At 44.0% G+C, this 22,598-nt stretch carries 21 protein-coding genes and 7 tRNA genes; 13 read left to right on the top strand and 15 right to left on the bottom strand.

What is annotated here, in order from left to right; translation table 11 throughout:
- Positions 1–125: 125 nt before the first annotated feature.
- From BIZ39_RS08875 to BIZ39_RS08890, 4 genes are all read right to left on the bottom strand, one after another.
- On the bottom strand, positions 126–1,748 hold the full coding sequence (locus BIZ39_RS08875) for a response regulator (RefSeq protein ID WP_187446817.1): 1,623 nt from the start codon (positions 1,746–1,748) through the stop codon (positions 126–128).
- A 244-nt stretch (positions 1,749–1,992) separates the two neighbouring features.
- Positions 1,993–2,068: transfer RNA gene (locus tag BIZ39_RS08880), tRNA-Val, on the bottom strand.
- Positions 2,069–2,105: 37 nt separating this feature from the next.
- Positions 2,106–2,181 (bottom strand) — tRNA-Val (locus tag BIZ39_RS08885).
- A gap of 37 nt (positions 2,182–2,218) precedes the next feature.
- A tRNA-Val gene (locus BIZ39_RS08890) sits at positions 2,219–2,294 on the bottom strand.
- A gap of 676 nt (positions 2,295–2,970) precedes the next feature.
- Here BIZ39_RS08890 and gltX point away from each other — a divergent pair.
- The 9 genes from gltX to dusC all read left to right on the top strand — a co-directional run bounded on the left by gltX (position 2,971) and on the right by dusC (position 8,107).
- Entirely contained in the window at positions 2,971–4,380 is a 1,410-nt protein-coding gene (gene gltX, locus BIZ39_RS08895) for a glutamate--tRNA ligase (protein ID WP_014948924.1), read from the top strand.
- An 85-nt stretch (positions 4,381–4,465) separates the two neighbouring features.
- A tRNA-Ala gene (locus BIZ39_RS08900) sits at positions 4,466–4,541 on the top strand.
- 93 nt (positions 4,542–4,634) lie between these two features.
- Positions 4,635–4,710, top strand: a tRNA-Glu gene (locus BIZ39_RS08905).
- A gap of 156 nt (positions 4,711–4,866) precedes the next feature.
- A tRNA-Glu gene (locus BIZ39_RS08910) sits at positions 4,867–4,942 on the top strand.
- Positions 4,943–5,099: 157 nt separating this feature from the next.
- Positions 5,100–5,175: transfer RNA gene (locus tag BIZ39_RS08915), tRNA-Glu, on the top strand.
- Between the two features lie 348 nt (positions 5,176–5,523).
- Positions 5,524–6,429, top strand: a complete 906-nt coding sequence (locus tag BIZ39_RS08920) for a M14 family metallocarboxypeptidase (RefSeq protein ID WP_049586858.1) — start codon at positions 5,524–5,526, stop codon at positions 6,427–6,429.
- A gap of 59 nt (positions 6,430–6,488) precedes the next feature.
- Positions 6,489–6,710 (top strand): hypothetical protein, encoded by a 222-nt coding sequence (locus BIZ39_RS08925; protein WP_061094655.1) that lies wholly within the window; start codon positions 6,489–6,491, stop codon positions 6,708–6,710.
- Complete coding sequence (locus BIZ39_RS08930) at positions 6,707–6,895, top strand: DUF1289 domain-containing protein (RefSeq protein ID WP_168462766.1); 189 nt, start codon at positions 6,707–6,709, stop codon at positions 6,893–6,895. Before BIZ39_RS08925 ends, BIZ39_RS08930 begins: the two co-directional genes overlap by 4 nt.
- A 273-nt stretch (positions 6,896–7,168) precedes the next feature.
- Positions 7,169–8,107 (top strand): tRNA dihydrouridine(16) synthase DusC, encoded by a 939-nt coding sequence (gene dusC / locus BIZ39_RS08935; RefSeq protein WP_049586853.1) that lies wholly within the window; start codon positions 7,169–7,171, stop codon positions 8,105–8,107.
- Between the two features lie 29 nt (positions 8,108–8,136).
- Here the strand turns inward: dusC and BIZ39_RS08940 are convergent, their stop codons facing one another.
- From BIZ39_RS08940 to BIZ39_RS08950, 3 genes are all read right to left on the bottom strand, one after another.
- Entirely contained in the window at positions 8,137–9,111 is a 975-nt protein-coding gene (locus BIZ39_RS08940; RefSeq protein ID WP_049586852.1) for a transposase, read from the bottom strand.
- A 331-nt stretch (positions 9,112–9,442) separates the two neighbouring features.
- A complete protein-coding gene (locus BIZ39_RS08945) occupies positions 9,443–9,625 on the bottom strand; it encodes a hypothetical protein (protein ID WP_080589178.1) in 183 nt (60 codons plus the stop codon).
- A gap of 45 nt (positions 9,626–9,670) precedes the next feature.
- Complete coding sequence (locus BIZ39_RS08950) at positions 9,671–10,327, bottom strand: arylesterase (RefSeq protein ID WP_049586851.1); 657 nt, start codon at positions 10,325–10,327, stop codon at positions 9,671–9,673.
- Positions 10,328–10,343: 16 nt separating this feature from the next.
- On the opposite strand from BIZ39_RS08950, the gene BIZ39_RS08955 reads away from it, so the two are divergent.
- Together BIZ39_RS08955 and BIZ39_RS08960 are read left to right on the top strand one after the other, a co-directional pair.
- Entirely contained in the window at positions 10,344–11,042 is a 699-nt protein-coding gene (locus tag BIZ39_RS08955; RefSeq protein WP_039225748.1) for an ABC transporter ATP-binding protein, read from the top strand.
- Complete coding sequence (locus tag BIZ39_RS08960; protein WP_187446818.1) at positions 11,043–13,565, top strand: ABC transporter permease; 2,523 nt, start codon at positions 11,043–11,045, stop codon at positions 13,563–13,565.
- A gap of 328 nt (positions 13,566–13,893) precedes the next feature.
- Here BIZ39_RS08960 and BIZ39_RS08965 read toward each other — a convergent pair whose 3' ends face one another.
- The gene (locus BIZ39_RS08965; protein ID WP_187446819.1) at positions 13,894–14,790 is read right to left on the bottom strand and encodes a TIGR01777 family oxidoreductase; all 897 of its coding nucleotides are present in this window, start codon (positions 14,788–14,790) and stop codon (positions 13,894–13,896) included.
- Between the two features lie 23 nt (positions 14,791–14,813).
- Positions 14,814–15,182 (bottom strand): dihydroneopterin triphosphate 2'-epimerase, encoded by a 369-nt coding sequence (folX, locus tag BIZ39_RS08970; protein WP_187446820.1) that lies wholly within the window; start codon positions 15,180–15,182, stop codon positions 14,814–14,816.
- A gap of 73 nt (positions 15,183–15,255) precedes the next feature.
- On the opposite strand from folX, the gene BIZ39_RS08975 reads away from it, so the two are divergent.
- Positions 15,256–16,296, top strand: coding sequence for an AI-2E family transporter (locus BIZ39_RS08975; protein ID WP_014978826.1), 1,041 nt, complete (start codon positions 15,256–15,258; stop codon positions 16,294–16,296).
- Between the two features lie 287 nt (positions 16,297–16,583).
- On the opposite strand, the gene BIZ39_RS08980 is transcribed toward BIZ39_RS08975, so the two are convergent.
- The 3 genes from BIZ39_RS08980 to BIZ39_RS08990 are packed head-to-tail and all read right to left on the bottom strand — an operon-like array spanning position 16,584 to position 18,857.
- On the bottom strand, positions 16,584–17,915 hold the full coding sequence (locus BIZ39_RS08980; protein ID WP_187446821.1) for an ATP-binding protein: 1,332 nt from the start codon (positions 17,913–17,915) through the stop codon (positions 16,584–16,586).
- The gene (locus BIZ39_RS08985) at positions 17,912–18,586 is read right to left on the bottom strand and encodes a response regulator transcription factor (RefSeq protein ID WP_014948936.1); all 675 of its coding nucleotides are present in this window, start codon (positions 18,584–18,586) and stop codon (positions 17,912–17,914) included. Before BIZ39_RS08985 ends, BIZ39_RS08980 begins: the two co-directional genes overlap by 4 nt.
- A gap of 1 nt (position 18,587) precedes the next feature.
- The gene (locus BIZ39_RS08990) at positions 18,588–18,857 is read right to left on the bottom strand and encodes a PepSY domain-containing protein (RefSeq protein ID WP_014948937.1); all 270 of its coding nucleotides are present in this window, start codon (positions 18,855–18,857) and stop codon (positions 18,588–18,590) included.
- Positions 18,858–19,488: 631 nt separating this feature from the next.
- Between BIZ39_RS08990 and BIZ39_RS08995 the strand changes: the two genes are divergently transcribed.
- Entirely contained in the window at positions 19,489–19,953 is a 465-nt protein-coding gene (locus BIZ39_RS08995) for a pyridoxamine 5'-phosphate oxidase family protein (RefSeq protein WP_039230397.1), read from the top strand.
- 334 nt (positions 19,954–20,287) lie between these two features.
- On the opposite strand, the gene BIZ39_RS09000 is transcribed toward BIZ39_RS08995, so the two are convergent.
- From BIZ39_RS09000 to trpB, 3 genes are read right to left on the bottom strand one after another with little or no spacing between them, the layout of a single operon-like run.
- Positions 20,288–20,587 (bottom strand): YciI family protein, encoded by a 300-nt coding sequence (locus BIZ39_RS09000; protein ID WP_061094662.1) that lies wholly within the window; start codon positions 20,585–20,587, stop codon positions 20,288–20,290.
- Positions 20,588–20,591: 4 nt separating this feature from the next.
- The gene (trpA, locus tag BIZ39_RS09005) at positions 20,592–21,401 is read right to left on the bottom strand and encodes a tryptophan synthase subunit alpha (RefSeq protein ID WP_049586837.1); all 810 of its coding nucleotides are present in this window, start codon (positions 21,399–21,401) and stop codon (positions 20,592–20,594) included.
- Positions 21,401–22,582: a tryptophan synthase subunit beta gene (gene trpB / locus BIZ39_RS09010; protein WP_049586836.1), complete on the bottom strand. Its 1,182-nt coding sequence runs from the start codon at positions 22,580–22,582 to the stop codon at positions 21,401–21,403. Before trpB ends, trpA begins: the two co-directional genes overlap by 1 nt.
- Positions 22,583–22,598 lie beyond the last annotated feature (16 nt).

Genomic DNA, 22,598 nt, shown 5'->3' on the forward strand with positions numbered 1-22,598 from the left:
ATTGACTTCACGAAAAAGCCGAATATATGGCAGCAATGAATCACGTTATTAAATCAACACGGTGTCTTGCAATCGGAGAGGGTCCATATATGGTATAAGAAGGGCGAGGGGAATGACTGACGTTATCATTCGCTCTTTAGAATGCTTTTTACGTTCTCGTAGCGAGAATACTGATCTTCTGACAAAGCTGCCGACTCGAGTGTTTCTCTACATTTTTTGATGGCCGAAAGGGTGTCGGGAAGCATAGGCGCGTTAGCTTTTCGGGCCCTTACTATTGCTTGAAGGTAGTTAAGCGCAATAGAGGGATTTTTAGGCATGACGCGGAACGCTTGAGCAAATGTTGTGTAAGACTGCTCTAAATTACCCCGTTTATACTGTGCAACGGCGGTGTTGTTAAGCATTTTAGGGCTTAGCGTAATCGCTTCTTTTTCTTCTTTCTCTTGTTTTAAATAGGTGGCCATGAGGTTTAATTCATCGTTCTCCTCATCCTGCCTTGAGGAAATGGCGTCTAAAATCGCAAGGGACTCTTTCTTCATTCCTACTTCATGAAGGGCTTTGGCTCTATCAAGCAAGGCTTCTGTGGAGTGGTGTTGGGCATGATCAATGTGAAAATCTGACAACAGCATTTGTGCTTTCACTGTGTCGTCTTTCAAATAATGAAGACGCGCGTCAATCACCGTCAGCTCATCGTTTAAGGCTGCTTTCGGGTGAGCCTTTTTCAACTGTCGCAAATACTCATTAGTTTGTTTAACTATGCTGTTTACGTGTTCGGGCTCAGATGTCATAGCAAAATCAACACCCGCTCTTGCGGCAGTTAAATAAATATCTGGCTTGTCATGGATAGAGTCTTTCGCGTAGCGGACCACCTTTTTAGCGCTGTTAAACTGACTTTCGTAATCATGGGTGATCCGCGCCAAATTTATCGCTAACTTATGTCTAGCAATGTTTTGAGGTGAGATATTGCACGCCAGCGATGTACACTCCAGCGCGTCGTCAAAAGCTGACTGCTTAATTTGTAGTTTGGCGAGTAAGTCATAGGCCTCAAGCGCAGAGTCAGGTCGCATTGCTAACTGGATAACTTCTCTTTCGGCATCGTCCAATTCATTGAGTGCCAACAGACTCTTCGCGATCCCCATTTTTGCCCAGCTAAAATCTTGAACGTTAATTATCGATTCAAAGAAGGCTACGGCTTCTTGAAACCTTTCTGTGATAATCAACAAATCGCCTTTAATCTTCATCGCTAGCGGAAAGTGTTCGGCTTGCTCAGGCTGCAATAAGAAGAACTCAACCTCGGCCAGGGCTTTTTCGTAGTCCCTTTTATCCATGAATGAATAGATATTCTTTAGCGCTTTTTTCCTTGATAAAACCCTGGAAAGTCGCCTGTCTAACTCGTTAACCGAAAAGGGCTTAGCGATAAACTCATCCGGCTGTAACTCTATGATGGCGTGTACGACTTCTGCTGAGGTATCTGCACTGGTGAAGATGAATGCGCTGGTGAGGGGTAGTGAATGAGTTTCGTTTAGTTGCTCAAGTAAAAAATAACCGCCTTGTTCAGAGCGCAAATTATAAGAGCAGATAATGGCGTCATAATCATGTTCTTGCAGTGCCGAAAGGGCATGAGAGGGCCTATCAACATAGTTCATGTTCTTGAAACCTAACTGCTCAAGTGCATAGTGCATATGGCTTTTCGCCAGCACCTGGTCTTCAGCAATTAACAACTTAGTATTTCTAGCTAAGTGTAGTTTCATCAATTAGTAGCCTCTGAAACATGAGAACCCTTATTTTTCTTACCATATCACGGTAAGTACACCTTAAGTATAGTTCTTTATGGAGACTATCGCATAATGGAAGCTGCTCGTAGCTGAATTTCAGTACTGGTTATTGATAATGATTGCTGGATTTGGTGTAGGAGTAGCCAAAATGCTTTAACGTGACAACGACTAAGACATAGTTAGATTGTTGTGTTTCTAAAGATTGATATATTGAGAGGGATGGTGGACGCTACTGGGCTTGAACCAGTGACCCTCGCCTTGTAAGGGCGATGCTCTCCCAACTGAGCTAAGCGTCCGTATTTTTGATTTCACTGTTTAACCACGGTGAGGAAGTGGTGGACGCTACTGGGCTTGAACCAGTGACCCTCGCCTTGTAAGGGCGATGCTCTCCCAACTGAGCTAAGCGTCCATATTTTCGATTTCACTATTTAACCACGGTGAAGAAGTGGTGGACGCTACTGGGCTTGAACCAGTGACCCTCGCCTTGTAAGGGCGATGCTCTCCCAACTGAGCTAAGCGTCCATATTTCTTTAAAGCTTGCCTAAGCAAGTGGGGCGGTATTATAGAGTCGGTTCCGTTAGTGTCAACAATAAAATTAAAGAAAAATGACTGTGTGCCCGAATTTTAGACACTCTGGCTGCATCTTAACTAAATTGATGAAAAGAACAGCGTTTTTAATCGCGTTTTGAATTTATTGATAGACAAAAACTGCAGCGTGGGTTTACACGAAAAAGCTGGAGCTTGGGTGGACAGACACTTGCTTCTTACTAAGAGTTGAAATAGAGGTTGGGTGGAATTGAAGTGGACAGTCACTTAAAAACGCGCAACGAAAAAACAAAGGAGAGAAGGAGAAAGGACAGACACTCACGTAAACCTGATAAAGTGCGTGCAGAATCTTTTTATTTAAAGTACCTGGTCTTTTCGGACACCCACTTACTTTTTTGAAGCTATTATCGGTTCTGTCACTCTCTGATCGTTGGACTTTTTTGAGTGTGTGTCCACTTCAGTAAGAAATGAATTTTGAAAAAGTGGGCTTCAACAATAAGTGTCTGTCCACTTTATAGCTCACTTTCTTCGTACCATCTAAACTACTTCAAGAGATTTCTTTTTCCTTCTATTCTTATCTTACTTTTGAAGTCGCGCTTACACTGGTAGAATGCGCCCAACTTTAGAAATACATTAACAATAGAGAGTGACCATGTCGGTTGTTACACGATTTGCACCCAGCCCAACAGGCTATCTTCACGTTGGCGGCGCACGAACTGCGCTTTATTCTTGGCTTCTTGCTAAAAGCAAAGGCGGCGAGTTTGTTCTTCGTATTGAAGATACAGATATCGAGCGTTCAACTGAAGAAGCAAAGCAGGCCATTCTAGACGGAATGCAATGGTTAGGTTTAACGTGGGATACGGGTCCAATCTATCAGACTGAGCGTTTCGATAGATATAAAGAACTTATTCAGCAGCTTTTGGATGAAGGTAAAGCGTATAAATGCTTTATGAGCTCTGAAGAGTTAGATGCGATTCGTGAAGCGCAAAAAGAACGTGGTGAGAAGCCTCGCTACCCAGGTACGTGGAGAGACAGAACGGATCATCCAGAAGGTCAGCCTTTTGTTATCCGCTTCAAAAACCCTCTAGAAGGCAAAGTGGTAATTAATGATCACGTGCGTGGAAAAATCGAGATTAGCAATACTGAGCTAGACGATCTTATTATTCAGCGCTCTGACGGTACCCCTACATATAACTTCTGTGTAGTTGTTGATGATTGGGATATGGGTATTACTCACGTAGTTCGTGGTGAAGACCATATTAATAACACGCCACGTCAAATCAATATTCTTGAAGCGCTTGGTGCACCTGTTCCAGAATATGCTCACGTTTCTATGATTTTGGGTGATGACGGCAAGAAGTTATCTAAGCGTCATGGCGCTGTAAGCGTGATGCAATATCGCGATGATGGTTTCCTACCGCAAGCTGTGCTTAATTACCTTGTTAGGTTGGGGTGGTCTCACGGCGACCAAGAAATTTTCTCAGTTGATGAAATGATTGAGAAATTCAGCTTAGATGCCATTGGGCAATCTGCATCGGCATTTAACACAGAAAAGCTAATCTGGTTGAATCAACACTACATTAAGACATTACCAGCAAGTGAAGTTGCGTCACACGCTAAGTGGCACTTTGAAGAGTTGAATGTTGATTTAACGACAGGCCCAGCGCTTGAATCTATAATTGCTATTCAGGCCGATAGAGTAAAAACGCTAAAAGAGTTAGCTGAGATTTCTACGTACTTTTATCAAGACTATGAAGATTTTGATGCCAACGCAGCAAAAAAACACCTTCGCCCAGTCGCTCGCGGCCCATTAGAGCTTGCTAAAGATAAATTAATGGCAATTGAAGAGTGGAACCCAGAAAATATTCAGGCTGCTATAAATAGTACAGCCGAAGAATTGGAAGTGGGTATGGGGAAAGTAGGTATGCCGCTGCGTGTAGCTGTGACAGGTGGTGGTAATTCACCGTCGTTAGATATCACGTTGAATCTTATCTCAAAAGAGAAAATTGGCGAGAGAATCGACAAAGCGCTTACTTTTATAGCAAACAGAGAAAATTCATAAAAAAAGCGTTGACATGACAGGGGGGGATGCCTAGAATGCGCCCCGCTGTCACGGAACAGTCACACAAAATGACTGGTACCATGATGGGGCCATAGCTCAGCTGGGAGAGCGCCTGCATGGCATGCAGGAGGTCGGCGGTTCGATCCCGCCTGGCTCCACCAAGTCACATTGAGATGTGGTTTGATATAGGCTGAAGTTGTTAACGCAGCTTCGGACTGAAAAATTCGAAAATTTAGTTTCGAAGAAAGAATTCAGTCCCCTTCGTCTAGAGGCCTAGGACACCGCCCTTTCACGGCGGTAACAGGGGTTCGAATCCCCTAGGGGACGCCATATTATAGCGTCACAGTCGATTAAAACTGTGAAATAGGCTGGAGTTGATTAATCAACTTCTGACTGAAAGTTTCAGTAAGGAAAGGTCGCTCAGTTCGCTGACTCACTTTTCCTAACTGAAATCTCGAAAGCGGTGCTTTCGACAGAAGATTTTCAGTCCCCTTCGTCTAGAGGCCTAGGACACCGCCCTTTCACGGCGGTAACAGGGGTTCGAATCCCCTAGGGGACGCCATTTTATCGCGTCACAGTCGATTAAAACTGTGAAATAGGCTGGAGTTGATTATTCAACTTTTGACTGAAAGTTTCGGTAGGGTAAGGTCGCTCAGTTTGCTGACTCACTTCGCCTTACTGAAAATCTCGAAAGCGTTGCTTTCGAAAGAAAATTTTCAGTCCCCTTCGTCTAGAGGCCTAGGACACCGCCCTTTCACGGCGGTAACAGGGGTTCGAATCCCCTAGGGGACGCCATATCGAAAAAACCAGCCATTCGGCTGGTTTTTTTGTTTCTGGCTTAAAACTTTGTGGACAGACACTGCAATTAAATCTGTAAGCAAATAAATGCAAAGCCATCTTAAGAAAGCTTCAGTGGACAGACACTCTTCTTTCCCTCTTTAAACCATCTACCTAGACATACACCGATCATTTTCATCGGAATTTGCAATTCTTACAAAAGAGGCGTCAACACCTTCGCGCAAGTACTTTTCAGAGGTTCAATGCGTAAAGAACTCATGTCACAACCCTTTAAGAAACTTTTGTGTGATAGATACGTGAGCTTGTTGAACTGTTATGATCTAAAAAATACAAAAGAGGTGTTATATGCAGAATTATCCAATTGGAACTCCTGGTGAGCCGTGGGGCGAAGAAGAAAAAGCCCAATGGAAAGCACAGCAGACTGTGAAAAGAAGTTATCAGGAAGAAGTACTTAATAAACTCTTCAACATTATCCCTGAAGGCTTTGAGTTAAAGCAGTATGGCGCACTTCCTTATGATACAGCGCGTTACCCACTATATGCTGTAATTCCCAAGAGTTTTGACGCTGAAAAGCCGTCTGCACTCGTTACAGGCGGTGTTCACGGCTACGAAACTAGTGGTGTGCAAGGAGCGCTTCAATTTATTGAAACAAAGTTGGCTCAGTACGCAGAGCAAGTAAATATAGTTGTGGTGCCATGTGTAAGTCCCTGGGGATACGAGTCGATAAATCGATGGAACCCAATGGCATTAGATCCGAATCGCTCGTTTTACAGTGATTCTCCTGCACCAGAGTCTGCTCAGCTTATGCAATTAGTATCTGATTTAGCGTTATCTCTTACGCTTCATATTGATTTGCACGAAACGACAGACACGGACAATAGTGAGTTTAGACCAGCACTGGCTGCGCGGGATGGGGTGACCCATGATAACTGGAACATTCCAGATGGTTTCTATACGGTTGCTAATACTCCAAGCCCCCAAATAGAGTTTCAAAAAGCAGTTATTGAGGCTGTGAAAAAAGTAACGCATATCGCACCGGCCGATGAAAACGGAAAGATTATAGGTGCAGATGTGGTGAGTGAAGGTGTAATTTGCTATGACAAGAAGTCGTTGTACCTTTGTGGAGGTATGACAGATGCTAAGTACGTCACAACCACAGAAGTCTATCCCGATAGCGATAATGCGACACCCGAGAATTGCAATGATGCTCAGGTGGCCGCAATTTGCGCTGCACTCGATTATTTAAATTAGACGCTTGAACGTTTAGACGTCTAGATGTATATTTGAGCCTCTTTTTTAGGAGGCTCTTTGTGTTTACTTATTCTGCGGTTATTTACGACGGTAAAAAGCAAAATTTAGTGAGGTATGACTGTGGGACAGACACTGAGTTTTCCTCATATCTTGAATCGCGCTTTGGTTGTCATGTCTGTTTGTGGTCCAATAAAGAGCTATCAGAAACTACAATGGCAGCTATCGCAGCTTCGCGAATACAGAGTAAAAAAGACGGTCTGGATAAAACAGAAGCTTTATGAACTTAATTTCCCCATGTGTAGCATTGTGCAAATTAACCGAAGAAGACATTTGCATTGGGTGTAAACGTACGATTGAAGAAATCATTAATTGGCGGACATACACCGATAATCAAAAGAACGCCGTATTCACTCGCCTTGAAAATTTAGAAAAGGAAGCCGCTACCCAGTCACAGCCTCGTAAATAGGCTAAGTGCGGACTTCTACCAAGAACTTTCTACGTATGGACAGACACACAAGTTTTCTCCATTCGTACAAAATTAGAAACCAGCATCATTCTCACATGAATTAAAGTGTTCAGCGGACAGACACTTACTAAATTTAAACAGCTGCAATTTAAAACCACCTTAAATAGACAGCCACAGAAGTTGAAAAACTAAGCATCAAAGCCTGGCTGATATAAGTGTTTTTTGCTAAACTCCCGCGCCAATTTTATGTTCTATTAATCTGAGACGTTTGCAATGAAAGTAATGCTTGCCCCTATGGAGGGCGTTGTCGACCACTTAATGAGAGATATGCTCACTCGCGTGGGTGGTTTCGATCAGTGCGTTACTGAATTTGTAAGAGTGGTCGATCAAAAGATACCAAAGAAAACGTTTTATAGACTTTGCCCTGAGCTTCACAATGGCGGCAAAACTCCGGCAGGTGTGCCTGTCCGAGTTCAATTATTAGGACAACATCCACAGTGGCTTGCAGAGAATGCACAAACAGCGATAGAGCTGGGCTCTCCTGGTGTTGACCTAAATTTTGGTTGCCCTGCCAAAACAGTTAATAAAAGTAAGGGTGGGGCGGTTTTGTTGAAAGAAACCCAAACCCTTTATGACATTGTGAAAGCTGTAAGGGACGCTGTTCCTGCAGAAATCCCAGTTTCAGCCAAAATCAGACTAGGTTTTGAAGACAAATCTTTAGCTATCGAGAATGCTATAGCTATCACTGAAGCGGGCGCTTCTGAGCTCGTTGTTCATGCGCGGACCAAAACGGAGGGGTATAAACCACCGGCGTATTGGGACTGGATAGCGAAGATAAAACAACACACCGATATTCCACTTGTCGCAAATGGTGAAATTTGGAACGCTGAAGACGCTCAGCGTTGTCAGAGCCAATCAGAGTGTACCAACCTTATGATTGGACGAGGTGCATTGGCAATGCCTAATTTGGCGATGAGTATTAAAGAGGGTGTAGCACCTATGCCATGGTCTGAACTGGCTGCTTTGCTGATTCAGTACTCTGGCTACGAGATTTTTGGTGATAAGGGCAAATATTACCCCAACCGAATTAAGCAATGGTGCGGCTATCTGAAAAGACAATACCCTGAAGCTGAAGTTCTGTTCAACGACATAAGGCGCCTAACGAAATCTCAGGACATTGTTGATGTGCTTGCACGCCAAGCCGATATTTAGCCAAGTACTTTTGCAATGGTGTTAGAGGTTCACGACAGATACCTTTGAGCATTTGCAACGTTTGGGCGACATGCCCTTTGGCAGCATCTGGCGAAATTCTCCATCATCTCGGGGCAACCGACAGGCCCAGTAAAAAGTGTTTCAAAATTACTAGTTACTATCTGCCAGTTCTCTTTTGTCATTCCAAGCTTACTTAGCAAGTGGTTGGGAAGCTTTGGGACTTTGCAGGTATCGTTATTACTCTCTGCATTCATCGTATCAGTGATAAGCTGCAAATAATCGGTTAATGCGAAGGGCAACGGCACGGTGTTCTTGTGGTGACTATCGCTAAAGGGCATCAAAAACTTAGGCGTTTTATTCGAGCGTTTGGCATTCAACCGATATTGGATACTAGTATGGTGAGAGTTGCTTAGCGTCGTCGCTATTTTTGCTCGAATGGGATTTAAATCGACGTAAGCCATTACACTGGCCAGTGCTTTCTCATCGAGTATAGCTTGTGACCTAAACCTTCTTTCCCAGAAATAGCCCTTACATTCATCTTCTTTGTTAGCTCTTCGAGCAATATATTCATTGAGCATACGCATAAACCAGCTGATGCTTTGAAGTCGCTCTCGATATAAAACAGATAATGATTTCAATTCAGCAAGTTCTTCTGACGTTACAGAATCAAAGTTTTCTAAATATCGCTGCACTACGGGCGGGCATTTATAAAACATCCTCCACCGAAGCAAGACCTCATCCATCGTCCAGCCTTCAGCTCTGCCTTTTGCTATATGTAATACCACATGAATGTGATTGTGCATAACAGCGTAGGCGCATAGGTCGATGGCAAAAGCTTGAGAAAGCTTATGGAGCCTGTCTTGAATCCACTTTCTTCTATGCTCATAGTTTATGCCAGTGCGGGCATCGCGACCACAAAGGTAAGATTGCCTCACGCAGCGAGAAATGCAGTGGTAATAAGGTGTAACATCAGTATTTATTTGCTTGTAACGAGGTAGAGGCATATCCGTATCCCATAGTTATTTATTGACATTATGAGATTTACGGCGTCAATTTTAAGTGGTCTTTGGGACAGTTTTAGGGACGGTTATTTTTCATGAGTGCTCTTTCGATCAAATCTCAGAACTGGCAATCGTGGACAGACACTCGAATTTCATAACGGATAGACGTCAATCGTTAAGTCTATTTGACCCAAAAGAAAAAGGACAGACACCCTTATTCGCCGGGTTTCTGTCCTTTCTAATTTCCTTATTGCAAAGCCGCCTCTACTAGCAAGAGGACTAAGCAAAAGTACCAACGAGTGTCTGTCCCTAACAATTTAATTTAAAGGGCAAGTTATACAAACACGTCAACCCTAGAACCCACACGTCCATCGTTAGCGCTTGAGGTCTGCTGTGTGCTCTGGGGCTGAGTCTCGCGACTTTCTTGCACATTACGGGGCTCAACCTGTTGAGTAGGTCGCTGTGGCGATTCTAAGACAGTGGAAACAGGAGACGAATTAACAGAAGAAACGTCCATAAACAAACCTCGCATTTAAAAAATCACCTGATAAGATTAGCACAATTATTGAGCGCTAAGAATTAAACTTCTTAAGTGTCTGTCCATAAAATTAGCGATCAAAGGCTGTGCCTCAGCATTGGGATGAATACCATCGTTTTGCATTAAGTCCTTATTTAGCGCTATTTCTTCAAGGAAAAATGGAATTTTTTGAACGTCCTGAGCTTCCGCTACTTTATTGAAGTTTTGAGTAAACATCTGCGTATAGCGCTTGCCATAATTAGAAGGAATCTGCATTTCTTGCAGAAACACTACGGCATTACTCTCCTTCGCAACACTTACCAGCGAATCTAAATTATCCCTAATCTTACCGATATTATGGCCCTGAAGGCCGTCATTACCGCCCAGTTCAATCAATACATGGGTAGGGTTGTGTTGCTCTAATAAACGGGGAAATCGCGCTAAACCACCGTCAGTGGTCTCTCCGCTTACCGCAGCATTTACAATATCAATCGGAATGTTGTCGTCTTGCCACATTTTTTGTAACAAACTGACCCAACCCTCATGTTGCTGTAATCCATAAGCCGCGGATAAACTGTCACCTAAGATAAGTAAAACCGCATTTTCGCTTGTGTCGCTCTGCTCGGCTTGATCTGATAGCGCTTGAAAGGGTATTAAAAGAATAAGTAAAAAAGCGAACAAATAACGAAATTTAACAAACACGAATTGATGACCTCTTATGATAAAAGCTAATGCTGTAACCAAAGTAGTGGATACGAGTGAAGGTTCACTGCAGATCCTTCGTCCTATTTCTTTTGAAGTCAAGTCTGGTGAGTCCGTTGCCATTATTGGCGCGTCAGGCTCGGGTAAGTCAACCCTTTTGGGCTTGTTAGCTGGACTTGACCAAGTTACAGAAGGGGAAATTTTCTTAGATGGCGAAGCACTTCACAGCATGAATGAAGAAGAGCGCGCGATTTTAAGAGGAAATAAAGTAGGCTTCATTTTTCAAAGCTTTATGTTAGTTCAAAGCTTAACAGCCTTAGAAAACGTGATGCTACCGGCAGAAATTGCAGGACTTGATAACCCAAAGGCACTAGCTTTGGATATTCTAGAGCAAGTCGGATTGAAACATCGCGCACATCACTTCCCTAATCAGTTGTCGGGGGGCGAGCAACAGCGTGTTGCCATAGCGCGAGCATTTATTACCTCTCCCAAAATACTTTTCGCCGATGAGCCTACCGGCAACCTAGACGCCAAAAATAGTGAAAAAATCGAAGCGCTGTTGTTCGAGATGAATAGAGAAAAAGGCACAACTCTCGTACTCGTAACTCATGATAACGAGCTTGCGGAACATTGTGACAGGCAACTCACTATGAATGCTGGCGAATTAGTTGAAACAACTGGCGCGAACACAATGAATAAGAAAGAGGCGGTTTAGATGTCGACGTCTTTTAATTTAGCTTGGCGGCTTTTCAAGCATGAAGCTAGACGTGGTGAACTGACCATCATATTGCTGGCCATTGTGCTTTCTGTGGCAGCCGTATTGTCGTTGTCACTTTTTAGCGAGCGTTTACAGGGCGCACTAAAGTCTCGCTCTGCGGCTTTCATTGCAGCAGATGCGCAACTTCGTTCAGACGACCCTATAAACGAGGAATGGTTGGCTAGAGCCCGAGAAGAGGGCCTTGCGACGGCAAAGCAGGTAGCAACACGTTCAATGGTATTTAAAGGCGACGAGATGTCGCTTGTTGATTTACGAGCCGTGAATGACGCTTATCCACTGAAAGGGACGGTCAATATTACTGACCAGCCTTTTGGAGAAAAACGCAATACTGCAGAGTTGCCACAATCTGGCGAAGCATGGGTACAGTCTCGGCTTTTTCAGAGCTTGGGGCTTTCTATTGGCGATAGCATCGATATTGGTGATGGCACTTTTACCGTTACGCATGTATTGGTAGATATTCCCGATGCTGGTTTTAGCGTGTTTAATACTGACCCTATTGCGCTAATTAACTTAAACGACTTGGAAAAAACTGCGATAACCGGGCCAGGGAGTCGCGCTCGTTATGTGGGCTTTTTTGCCGGTGATGCGGGTGATATAGAAAACTTCAATACTTGGTTATTGCCCCAATTAAATGACGACTTACACTCGTGGCGGACAGTCGAAGATGACGAGTCAGCGATAGGGCGCTCTGTCGCAAGTGCTGAGCGCTATTTTCTGTTAGCGAGTTTGTTAGCAATAGTACTAGCGGCCGTTTCCATTGCCGTTGCTGCTCAGCGTTATGCTCAACGTCACTTTGATCCCGTAGCAATAATGAAGACCTTGGGTGCAACAAGCAGCACTATCCGAAAAGTCTATTTATTCCAAATTTTATTCATTACTGGGCTTGGTATATTTATCGGCCTTGTTATTGGTTTTATCGGTCAGCAAGTGGTGGTTTCACTTGTAGCGGACAGAGTGGATGTATCTCTTGACGTGTGGCATTGGCGACCACTTTTAATTGCCGTTGCTACAGGCGCTACGTGTGCATTGCTCTTTTCCTTATATCCGCTTTTGCAGCTATTTTCAGTTCCCCCGCTTCGCGTATTAAGAAAGGACATATCAGCGAATTTACGTTCCAGAAGCATTCAGTTCGTGGCATCAGGTGGTGCGATATTTTTATTGATGTGGATGTATAGCCGCGATTTAAAAATTAGCGCTATTCTTTTCGTTTCCGGCGCTGCGTTGGTGCTCGGATTACTTGGTGCTACGTATATCTTAATTGCAGTAGGTCGCAAGCTGGGCAGTGGAAGAATGGGGGCGTGGCAGTTGGCATGGGCACGTATTAAGCGACGTGCAATGGACAACAGCGTGCAGCTTATTAGCTTTTCCGTCACCATTATGTTGCTTTTAGTGGTGCTGGTAATGCGCAACGATATGGTTTCGCAATGGCGCTCGCAATTGCCAGAAGGTACACCGAATTACTTCTTAATTAACATTACGCCGGATATTCAACCCGAGTTGGACAGACACTTCGCTGACAATGGCGTAAAAATTGAAGAGTTTTATCCTGTCATTCGAGGCCGATTTGTTTCGGTAAATGGAGAAGGGGTAAACACCGAGGTTTCTAAAGAAGATGAGCCGAATCGAGAAGGCCGAAGAGGTTTAGGCAGAGAAGCAAACCTAACTTGGAGCAACGCGCTTCAAAAAGAAAACGAGGTCATTGACGGGAACTGGCATGGCGATGAGGATAAACAATACAGCGAAGGATGGTTCCCGGTTTCCGTTGAAGAAGGCGTTGCAGAAAGGTTGAACATTAAAATGGGCGATCGGCTTACTTTTAATGTGGGCAGCGAGATTGTCGAAACGAAAGTAACGAGTATTCGTACTGTGAATTGGCAGACTATGCAGCCTAACTTTTTCTTCGTTATTCACCCTGAGGCAATGGCCGCATTTAGCCCAACTTATATTACTAGTTTCTACCTTCCTACCGAGAGAAAGGCAGAGTTAACTAACCTACTTAAACCGTTTGCATCAATAACTATGTTCGACGTTGATGCTCGAATTAATCAGTTGCGAGAGATTGTGGATCAGGTGTCTGTTGCCGTTGAATTTATTTTGGTGCTGGTATTGTTAGCGGGCAGTCTGGTGTTGATTGCACAAGTACAGGCGAGTATGGATGAACGCAGACAAGAAATAGCCATACTTCGGACGCTCGGTGCAAAGGGGACGTTGATAAGAAAAAGTGTTATTTTTGAGTTTGTTATCATTGGTGTAGTAGCAGGCTTTATGGCAGCAATGGCCAATGAGTTGAGCCTTTATTTACTTCAAACCTCTGTATTCCAAATGGAAGCAAGCTTACACCCAGAATACTGGGCAATAGCGCCAAGCGTTGGCGCTGTCGTTGTAGGCATATTAGGTGCGTTTGGATGCTGGCGTTTGCTTACACTTAATACCAGTCAGATGCTGCGGAATATGGTTTAGGTATTGTTGCGTTAGTTTAAAATGCGCTTTAATACAAAACGGACAGACACTCGGTTAAGTGCCGTTTAGATTAAGGGCAGTGGACAATCACTCAATTCAAATGAGTGTCTGTCCACTGTGCATTTCACAGCAAAGTTCGCTAATTACGAAAGAATGGTTTTCGCGAAGAGTTTGAGAAGTGCTCTGGTTTGATAGTAAATAGATGTTTTTGAGGCCTGTGACTAAGCAAAGTGCCTCGCGATAATGTTGTGCAATAAATGTGGACACACACTTGCTTAGCAATTCAAGTGACTGTCCACAAGGCACATAACGAATTTCAGTAATTCAACTATGCGCGATATATTTCTCTTAGCGCCTCGTTGATAGAAGGGAAGTCAAAACTGAAGCCGGCGGTAGTAAGTTTTTTAGGAATGACTCTTTGCCCCTCAAGTATCATCGTCGACGATTCGCCCATTGCTATTTTCATAACAAAGCCCGGGACATTGAACAGGCAAGGCCGGCTAAGTGATTTTGCGAGCGCTTTAGAGAACATCTTGTTCGTGACAGGCTCCGGTGCCGTTAAATTAAATGCACCAGAACATGCACTATTCTCGAGCAAGAAGGAGATAGCACGCACCATATCTTGTAAGTGGATCCAGGCCAAATACTGACTACCACTCCCAAGTGTACCTCCGGCCCCCAATTTAAACGGTAGTGCCATTTTCCCTAACGCTCCGCCTTTTTCGGTGAGAACTACACCAGTTCGAAGCGTTACGACACGTGTCTTAGCTTGATCTACACTTTGGGCAATAGTCTCCCATTTAGCGCACAGTTCATGGGTGAACTCGTTATGAGGAGGAGTCTCTTCAGTTACAAGCTTGTCTCCTTGATTGCCGTAGTAACCAATCGCGGAGCCCGATAAGAAAACAGGCGGAGGCGCATCACAACTATTTATTTTTGAGACTAGCTCAGAAGTGATGTCCCAGCGGCTATTGCAAATTATTTTCTTTTGAGTGTCTGTCCAGCGCTTATCGGCGATAGGCTCACCAGCTAAATTAATTACTGCCTCGAAACTTTCAAAATTTTCTATCGAAGAAACGTTCTCGACGATTTTGACGTTATCCCCCAATTTGCTCTTTGCCTTTGCAAAGTCGCGAGAAATCACCGTGAATTCATGTTCTCGAGAATATTGACGAATAAATTCGCTTCCTATCAGCCCTGTTCCACCGGTCAAAAGAATGTTCACAATTAGCTCCTCGAGGTATGACCTTATCCCGTCTTATTGCAAGATAGTGTCAGGGACACGGAATCAGAAAATCTAAGGGCATGTGGCTTATCGACCTCAACCTCAGCGTAGCGCACCGAAGAATGTTCCGATGCAATGCTTAGCACATCGGCGGTAAGTTTTTCCAGAAGAGAAAAACGGTTGTCTTCTACAAGCTTGATGATTGCCTTTGTAATCGTTTTATAGTTAAGCGCATCACTCATATCGTCGGTGTTCGTCGCTTTTTCAGCGTCGTAATCAATTTTCACGTTAACAACAACGTCCTGCTTGTTTTTTATTTCATCTTCATTGATGCCAATGTAAGTGCGTAGTCTTAAGTTTTTAATTTTAATAGTGGCAAGATTAAAGTTCATTGAAGTCTCTTGTTTGTAGTTGTTTATAAGTCGTTGTAAAGTGTTGTCGTTTCAGTCAGGAATGTAGCACAAAATGTCAATGGAACTACGCTCGCCAACAGCAAAAATTCTAATCGTTTTAGCATGTTTAGTAGTGGTAATGGCTGGTATTAAAGCCGCCAGTACGATCATGGTACCGTTTTTTCTCTCTATTTTTATAGCGATCGCGTGTAGCCCAATAATACGTTGGACTTCGAAATTTGGCGTGCCTAAATGGCTCTCTATAACTTTTGTTATACTGCTTATCGTTGTTTTTGGTTTTCTTTTAGCTGGCTTAGTTGGCCAGTCTATGACCGAGTTTCGAGAAAATTTGCCAGAATACAGAAGTAAGCTTGATACAGAGTTTGCCTGGGTTGTGTCCAAATTGGCTGAATTTAATATTCACATCAATAGAGAGTTAATCGCTTCGCACCTTGATCCAGCAACGGCTATGTCTGTAGCAACAAATTTCATCAGCGGAATGGGCGGCGTACTTTCAAACCTTTTCCTTATTCTTCTTACTGTCATTTTCATGCTTTTTGAAGCAGACAGTATTCCCCGCCGGTTGCATATTGCCCTTGCTGATCCTGGAATGAAACTAAAGCATATCGACAGATTTATTCGTTCTGTGAACAGTTACTTAGCGATAAAAACTGTGGTTAGTTTAGGGACAGGTTTGATTATTGGGGTTTGGCTGTATGTGATGGGGGTAGATCATTTCATGCTTTGGGCTGTGTTGGCTTTCATGCTCAACTTTATTCCTAACATTGGCTCAATTATCGCTGCTGTGCCCGCAGTATTGATAGCCTTTGTTCAACTTGGCCCTGCCTCAGCAGGTTTCGCAGCGCTTGGCTTTGTGCTTGTTAATACCATTATGGGAAATATGGTGGAACCTCGATTGATGGGTAAAGGCATGGGGCTCTCTACACTTGTGGTATTCCTTTCGCTAATATTTTGGGGGTGGCTGCTAGGCACCGTTGGAATGTTGCTCTCAGTTCCGTTAACCATGGTGGTAAAAATAGCATTAGAGTCTCGCGAGGAGAGCAAGTGGCTTGCGGTGCTGTTATCGAGTGAAGGTGAGAAGTCTGCGTCGTAACTTAGTGGAAGTAGAAAGTGGACAGACACTTGTTTGTGAAAGTCGATAGTGCGATAGTGGACAGACACTCAATCGATTTAAAAAAAACTCTCATTGGTCTCTAGCTAAACAGTCAATTGAGAATGTGTCAGTCCCCCCAAACTTTTGTGCAAGATTAAGTGTGTGTCCGCTTTCCATACGCCCCAACTTTTGTAGGAACTCAAGTGTCTGTCCACTTTCATACTAGAGCAATTGAAAGCTCGAGGATTTAACGGTCATGCACAAACTTCGTTGTACTTTTTAAAGCACTATTCGTGATTGGGAAATTGAATAACGATACGAGCACCGCCAAGCGAACTGTCCTCGATGAGCATTCTACCTTCGTAGATTGAAACTAAATCGGCCGCCAACGCCATGCCTATTCCGTGGCCTTCTGTATAGGTATCAAGTCGAGTTCCTCGCTCTAACAAAAGCACCTTTTTGTCGTCAGGAATACCAGGGCCGTCGTCTTCTACTTTAATTGTTAGCCAACCAGCACGCTTCGACGCTGATACGATAATTCTATTGGTCGCTGCTTTGCATGCATTGTCTAGAAGGTTGCCACATAGTTCCATGAAGTCGGTCTCGTCTCCTTTAAACTGAGTATCCTCATCCAGTTCAAACTCTATAGTAAGGGCTTTATCTTGGTAGACCTTATCCATTGCATCGGCAAGCTTGTGCAAAATGGGTAATATATAGATAGCTTGTTGCCAGCCAGATTTTCCAGCACTCGCTCTTTTCAGCTGGCGTTTAATGATTCGGTCAATTTGCTGTAATGCTTCGTTTACCTCAGTAGGTAAATCGCTAGTGCCCGATGCTACTGCCAAAGGCGTTTTTAAGCTATGTGCTAAGTCTCCTAAACTGTTTTTATATCTCGCCCTTTGGGCGGCCTCAGTTTGAAGCAAACCATTAATGGATTGTTTTAAGGAATCGAATTCAACGGGATAGCGTGATTCTAACTGGCGTTTATGTCCACTTGAGGCTTGTGAAATTTCGTCAATTAACTTTCTAACAGGAAGAAGTACTAGGCTAATCCCGATAATAATAAAAATTAGGAGCGCTATACAGAGCGTGAAAATCCACTGCCACGTCGTGTCTAAGAACGTATTCCGCTCTGCTTCAAAAAGTGCTTTATTGTTAAATATATAAAACCGAACAGGCTCGAAGTCTCTACTTGAAGCAAATTCCGCAGTAAAGGCGTATACAAAAAACTCGGAATCTTCTTCAAACTTAGGTGTATGAGAATCCAAAAATAACTCGTTACCGACTGCAACGTCTATCTCAGGTGGTGCAAAGGTATATTCAAGAGCTGAGGCTGACTGCCAAATTACTTCGTCTCGAAACACAATCACGCCAAGATAACCTGATCCCGGAAGGTTTAACTGCTCTTCGTATAAAATTTCAGGCATATAGGGCAGGTCGCCATCTAACTCGAAAGCCGATAACAGACCTAAGTTCATCAACCTAAGCTCACTCATCTTGGCTTGCGTAAGGCTATCAGTATATGCCTCGTCTAAAATGACAACAGTAAACGGCGCAAATAACGCTAGAAGAACAATCGCTAGAAAGATACTCCGAAGACGTAGCGACAATTGCCTCATAAACTTCTATTTATCCTATAGCCTCTACCTCGAAGGGTTTCGATTGGCTTTAACTCACCGGTCGGGTCCAGCTTTTTCCGCAGTCTTCCAACGAAAACCTCTATGACATTACTATCTAAATCGAAATCTTGGTCATAAATGTGCTCGGTTAGCTCTGTTTTTGAGATGACCTTTTGCGGGTTAAGCATAAGGTACTCCATGACTTTGTATTCGTAAGCTGTTAGATCCAGAGCTTGACCGTTTAACGATAGTTCTTCACTAACGGTATCCAGTGAGATAGGGCCGAACTGAATGGTTGGGTTCGCTTGTCCTGAAGCTCGTCGAATTAGTGCTTTTGTTCGAGCAAGTAACTCTTCGTTATGAAAGGGTTTGGTGAGGTAGTCATCGGCTCCGGCATCAAGGCCTTCCACTTTCTCTTGCCACCTATCTCTAGCAGTTAAAATGAGTATAGGGCAGGAAATATCAGCTTGACGGGCTTTTCGTATAACCTCAAATCCGTCTAGCTTTGGCATGCCGATGTCGACGATAGCCAGGTCATAGCTATATTCTTTAATGAGAAAAAGCGCGTGCTCACCATTATCTGCGAGGTCTACGCTATAGCCATTTTGCTGAAGGAGCGCATCAAGCTGGGTTAATAATCTGCTATCGTCTTCGGCTACGAGGATACGCATGTTAGTCCTTATCTTTATTTGTTTTTACCTTGCCTGAGCGTTTGTCTACATCTACTGATACTACTCGCCCTGACTTTTTAAGTACTTTTACCCGGTAGTTTTTTGAGGTCTGTTCAACTTTTAAGACGCGTCCATTTACAGCAACGCGAGCACGCTCAGCAGCTTCGCTTTTTGATATATCGCCGCCAGAGTCTTGAAACGCCAAAGCTGGCGCTGTGTTAGACAAAGCTAACACTAAACAAACTACTGCAACACGAAGCGATAATTTCATACAACCTCACAATTATTATCCCACTCAGGCCAAACTACAGATAAGTATAACTTGGTTAACTGAACCCATTCTGAACTAGGTTTAGTCTACCTTGCGGAGCAAAAGCTGTATATAAGCCTTAAGTAAATGGCATTTACGAAAGAGCAAATATTGTGGACAGACACTTAGTTGCTATGAGGCCACAAGTCAAAATGAGAGTGTCTGTCCACAAGTCTATTTCTAAGCTTCAAAGTGGCGCATATATTTAAGTGCTCTCGTTAGTAAGTCATATTGAGTAATCTTTACTCTTATTTTGAAAAAGTGTCTGTCCACTTTGTTGATTGTTATTAAGGGGGACCAATGTTTATTGTGCAAACGAGTGACTGTCCACGGTTTTTGTAAATTAGTTCTCAACGCTCATATGGATGTATGAGTGTGTGTCCAAAGCTGTACCTAACTAGTGTGTAGTGAAGAGCTTACGTTTCTCAATAACTCTTTTGGCAGCTGAGCGGGATGATATTGACTTTTTTGGCATGCCACGTGCGAGGCATAAGCTTCAGATGAATCAATAAAATGAAAATAAGGCGTTTAGTTCAACTACCCCATTCAATAGTAACGTCGGACAGACACTTATTTTCAACAAGGAGGAGCTATGTCTAGCGATATTAAGAAAACAATGTGGAAAGCAATGTCAGATAGTCCAAAAGTAATGGTAAGTCTGGTAGGCGAGGATATGCATGCCGAGCCTATGTACGCCCAACTTGATAAAGACGCTGATAGCGAGTTTTGGTTTTACACTAGTCGAGACAACCGCATTGCTAAAGGTGGAAAAGCCATGGTTCATTTTGCATCCAAAGGTCATGATGTATTTGCTTGTATCCGAGGCAACCTCACTGTTGAATCACGTAAAGAGGTGATTGATAAATACTGGTCTAATCCAGTAGAAGCATGGTTCGAGAAAGGTAAAGATGATCCTTCTTTATTAATGCTTCGCTTCGAACTTATAGATGCAGAAGTGTGGGATGCAGACCCTTCACTCAAAGGCATGTTTAAAATGCTTACTGGTAAAACGGTAAAGCCAGAAGAGATGGGTGAACACGAAAAGGTCGATCTTTAAACGCAGTATAATGGGCCAATTTTATGGCGAAGCTTGGAGGCCTTGGGAGACTTACTCAGAGGAGCGAGTGTCTGTCCACAAGGGATTGTTTATTGCGATTGTTGGCTGATTAATAAATGGCTGCCCATTATCAACCAAAGGAAGCTTGGCAAACAATTACGAGTGTGTGTCCTCATTAGTCTAGCAAGTGAGTGTCTGTCCACACTAGTTCGATAAATAAGTGTTAGCTTTGTTACTGTTGAGGCAACAAAAAAGCCCCTTAAAACCGGAGCTATTCGGTCTCAAGGGGCTTTCGTTATTTATCGCAGTTTGCTACTTAGCGTTTAGCTAAAAACTAAGGCAAAACCCTTTTGTAAGGTTTAACAACAACACTTTCGTAAACACCTGCTTCGATGTACGGGTCAGCATCGGCCCATGCTTGAGCAGCTTCTAGTGAATCAAACTCTGCGACTACTAGCGAACCAGTAAATCCGGCCGGACCTGGGTCTGGGCTATCTACAGCAGGGAAGGGGCCTGCCATAACTAAACGGCCCGCATCTTTTAATGCATTCAGGCGTTCAAGGTGAGCAGGTCGCGCCGCTAGTCGTTTTTCTAGACTATCCGCCACATCGGTTGCACAAATCATATATAGCATACATTTATCCTTTTGCCGTAGCGGCTTTCATGCTTTCAACAAAGCTGCCGAGCTCGCTTAGCATTTTGTGACTGTCCGATAAATTGGCAGCGATAATATTCACTGTCGCCGAGCCTGAAATTGCGCCAGCGGCACCTGCGTCAATAGCAGATTTAACCTGTTCCGGTGTAGAAATACCAAAGCCTAACAATGCTGGCGCTGCTTTGTGTTTGTTCAAGCGCTCAATAAGCTCTGAAGCAGGCACGTTTGCGGCAGTTTCTGCGCCAGTAACGCCCGCACGCCCCAGCAAATACGTGTAACCTTTCGAGTATTCCCCGATTTTTTCCATGGTTTCGTCAGTAGCATTAGGTGGTGCAATCAGAATTTGTGAAATGCCAGTGGCTTCGGCTGCTTTTTGAAAAGGTGCTGCTTCGCGAATAGGAACGTCAGCGACCAAAATTGAGTCAACGCCTGCCTCTTGCGCTTTATTGTAAAAATTTTCGATGCCTTGGGCCATTACTAAGTTGCTGTACAGAAGCAAGCCGATAGGCACATTAGGATATTTTGCGCGAACACGTGAAATAACACCCAAGCAATCTGCTACCGTCACCTTGTTATTTAATGCGCGAATAGCAGAAGCTTGAATCGTGGGGCCATCAGCGATGGGGTCAGAGTAAGGTATACCTAACTCAAGTGCGTCAGCACCGCTTTCTACTAGCTGGCAAATAATGGCTTCAGATTGCGCTAAATCGGGGTCACCCACCATTACGAAAGGTACGAAAGCGCCTTGGTTCTTTTCATCAAGGCCGGCAAACATTTGTGCATATCTATCCATTATAAATCGTCCCCTAAAATGTTGATAACGTGCGCTAAATCTTTGTCGCCACGACCTGATAAGTTAACTACGATGATGGTTTCTTCTTCCGCGTCATCTGCCATATTGAGCGCGTGCGCTAAGGCATGCGACGATTCAAGGGCAGGAATAATACCTTCTTTTCTTGCAAGCAATTGGAATGCGTTCAGCGCTTCTTCGTCGGTAGCGGCCACGTATTCCGCTCGTCCAATGTCGTGAAGATAGGCATGCTGAGGGCCAACAGCAGGGTAGTCGAGACCAGCAGATACTGAGTAGCTCTCTTCAATCTGGCCTTCTTTGTCTTGCATGATGAAGGTGTAAGCGCCGTGAAGAATACCTTTTGTACCCGTCACGATAGTTGCGCCGTGCTCTTTGGTGTGCACACCTTTACCCGCAGGCTCAACGCCAACTAGGCGTACAGATGGCTCATCAATAAAGTCTGCAAACATACCGATAGCATTTGAGCCTCCGCCCACACATGCTACTACGGCGTCAGGTAAGCGACCTTCTTTTTCCATGATTTGTGCACGAGTTTCTTCACCAATCATACGGTGATATTCACGAACAATAGTCGGGAACGGGTGTGGGCCCGCGGCTGTGCCTAACAAATAGTGGGCTTTATCATAGTTTGCCGACCAGTCGCGCATGGCTTCGTTTACGGCATCTTTAAGCGTACCAGAACCGGCATTTACAGGAATAACCTCTGCGCCCATAAGCTTCATACGGAACACGTTTGGCGCTTGACGCTCAACGTCTTTCGCACCCATATAAATGCGTGCTTTAAGCCCCAACAATGCACATGCTAACGCGGTGGCAACACCGTGTTGGCCTGCGCCAGTTTCGGCGATAACCTCTTTTTTACCCATGCGTTTAGTCAGCAGCGCTTGGCCCAACACCTGGTTAGTTTTGTGTGCGCCACCGTGAAGCAAGTCTTCACGCTTTAGGTATAATTTTACCTTCGGGTTACTTACTAGATTGCGAGTTAACGTCATTGATGTGGGGCGACCGGCGTAGTCTTTTAACAGAGATAAAAACTCTTCGTTAAATGTCGGGTCGTCCTTGGCATCCAAAAATGCTTTTTCCAGTTGGTCTAGTGCTGGAATAAGTAGCTCGGGCACGTACATGCCACCAAATTCACCAAATTTTGTATCTAACTGGTTCATTACGTTGTCCTGTATT

The sequence above is a fragment of the Alteromonas sp. BZK5 genome (assembly GCF_014349115.1).
GTDB lineage: Bacteria > Pseudomonadota > Gammaproteobacteria > Enterobacterales > Alteromonadaceae > Alteromonas > Alteromonas macleodii.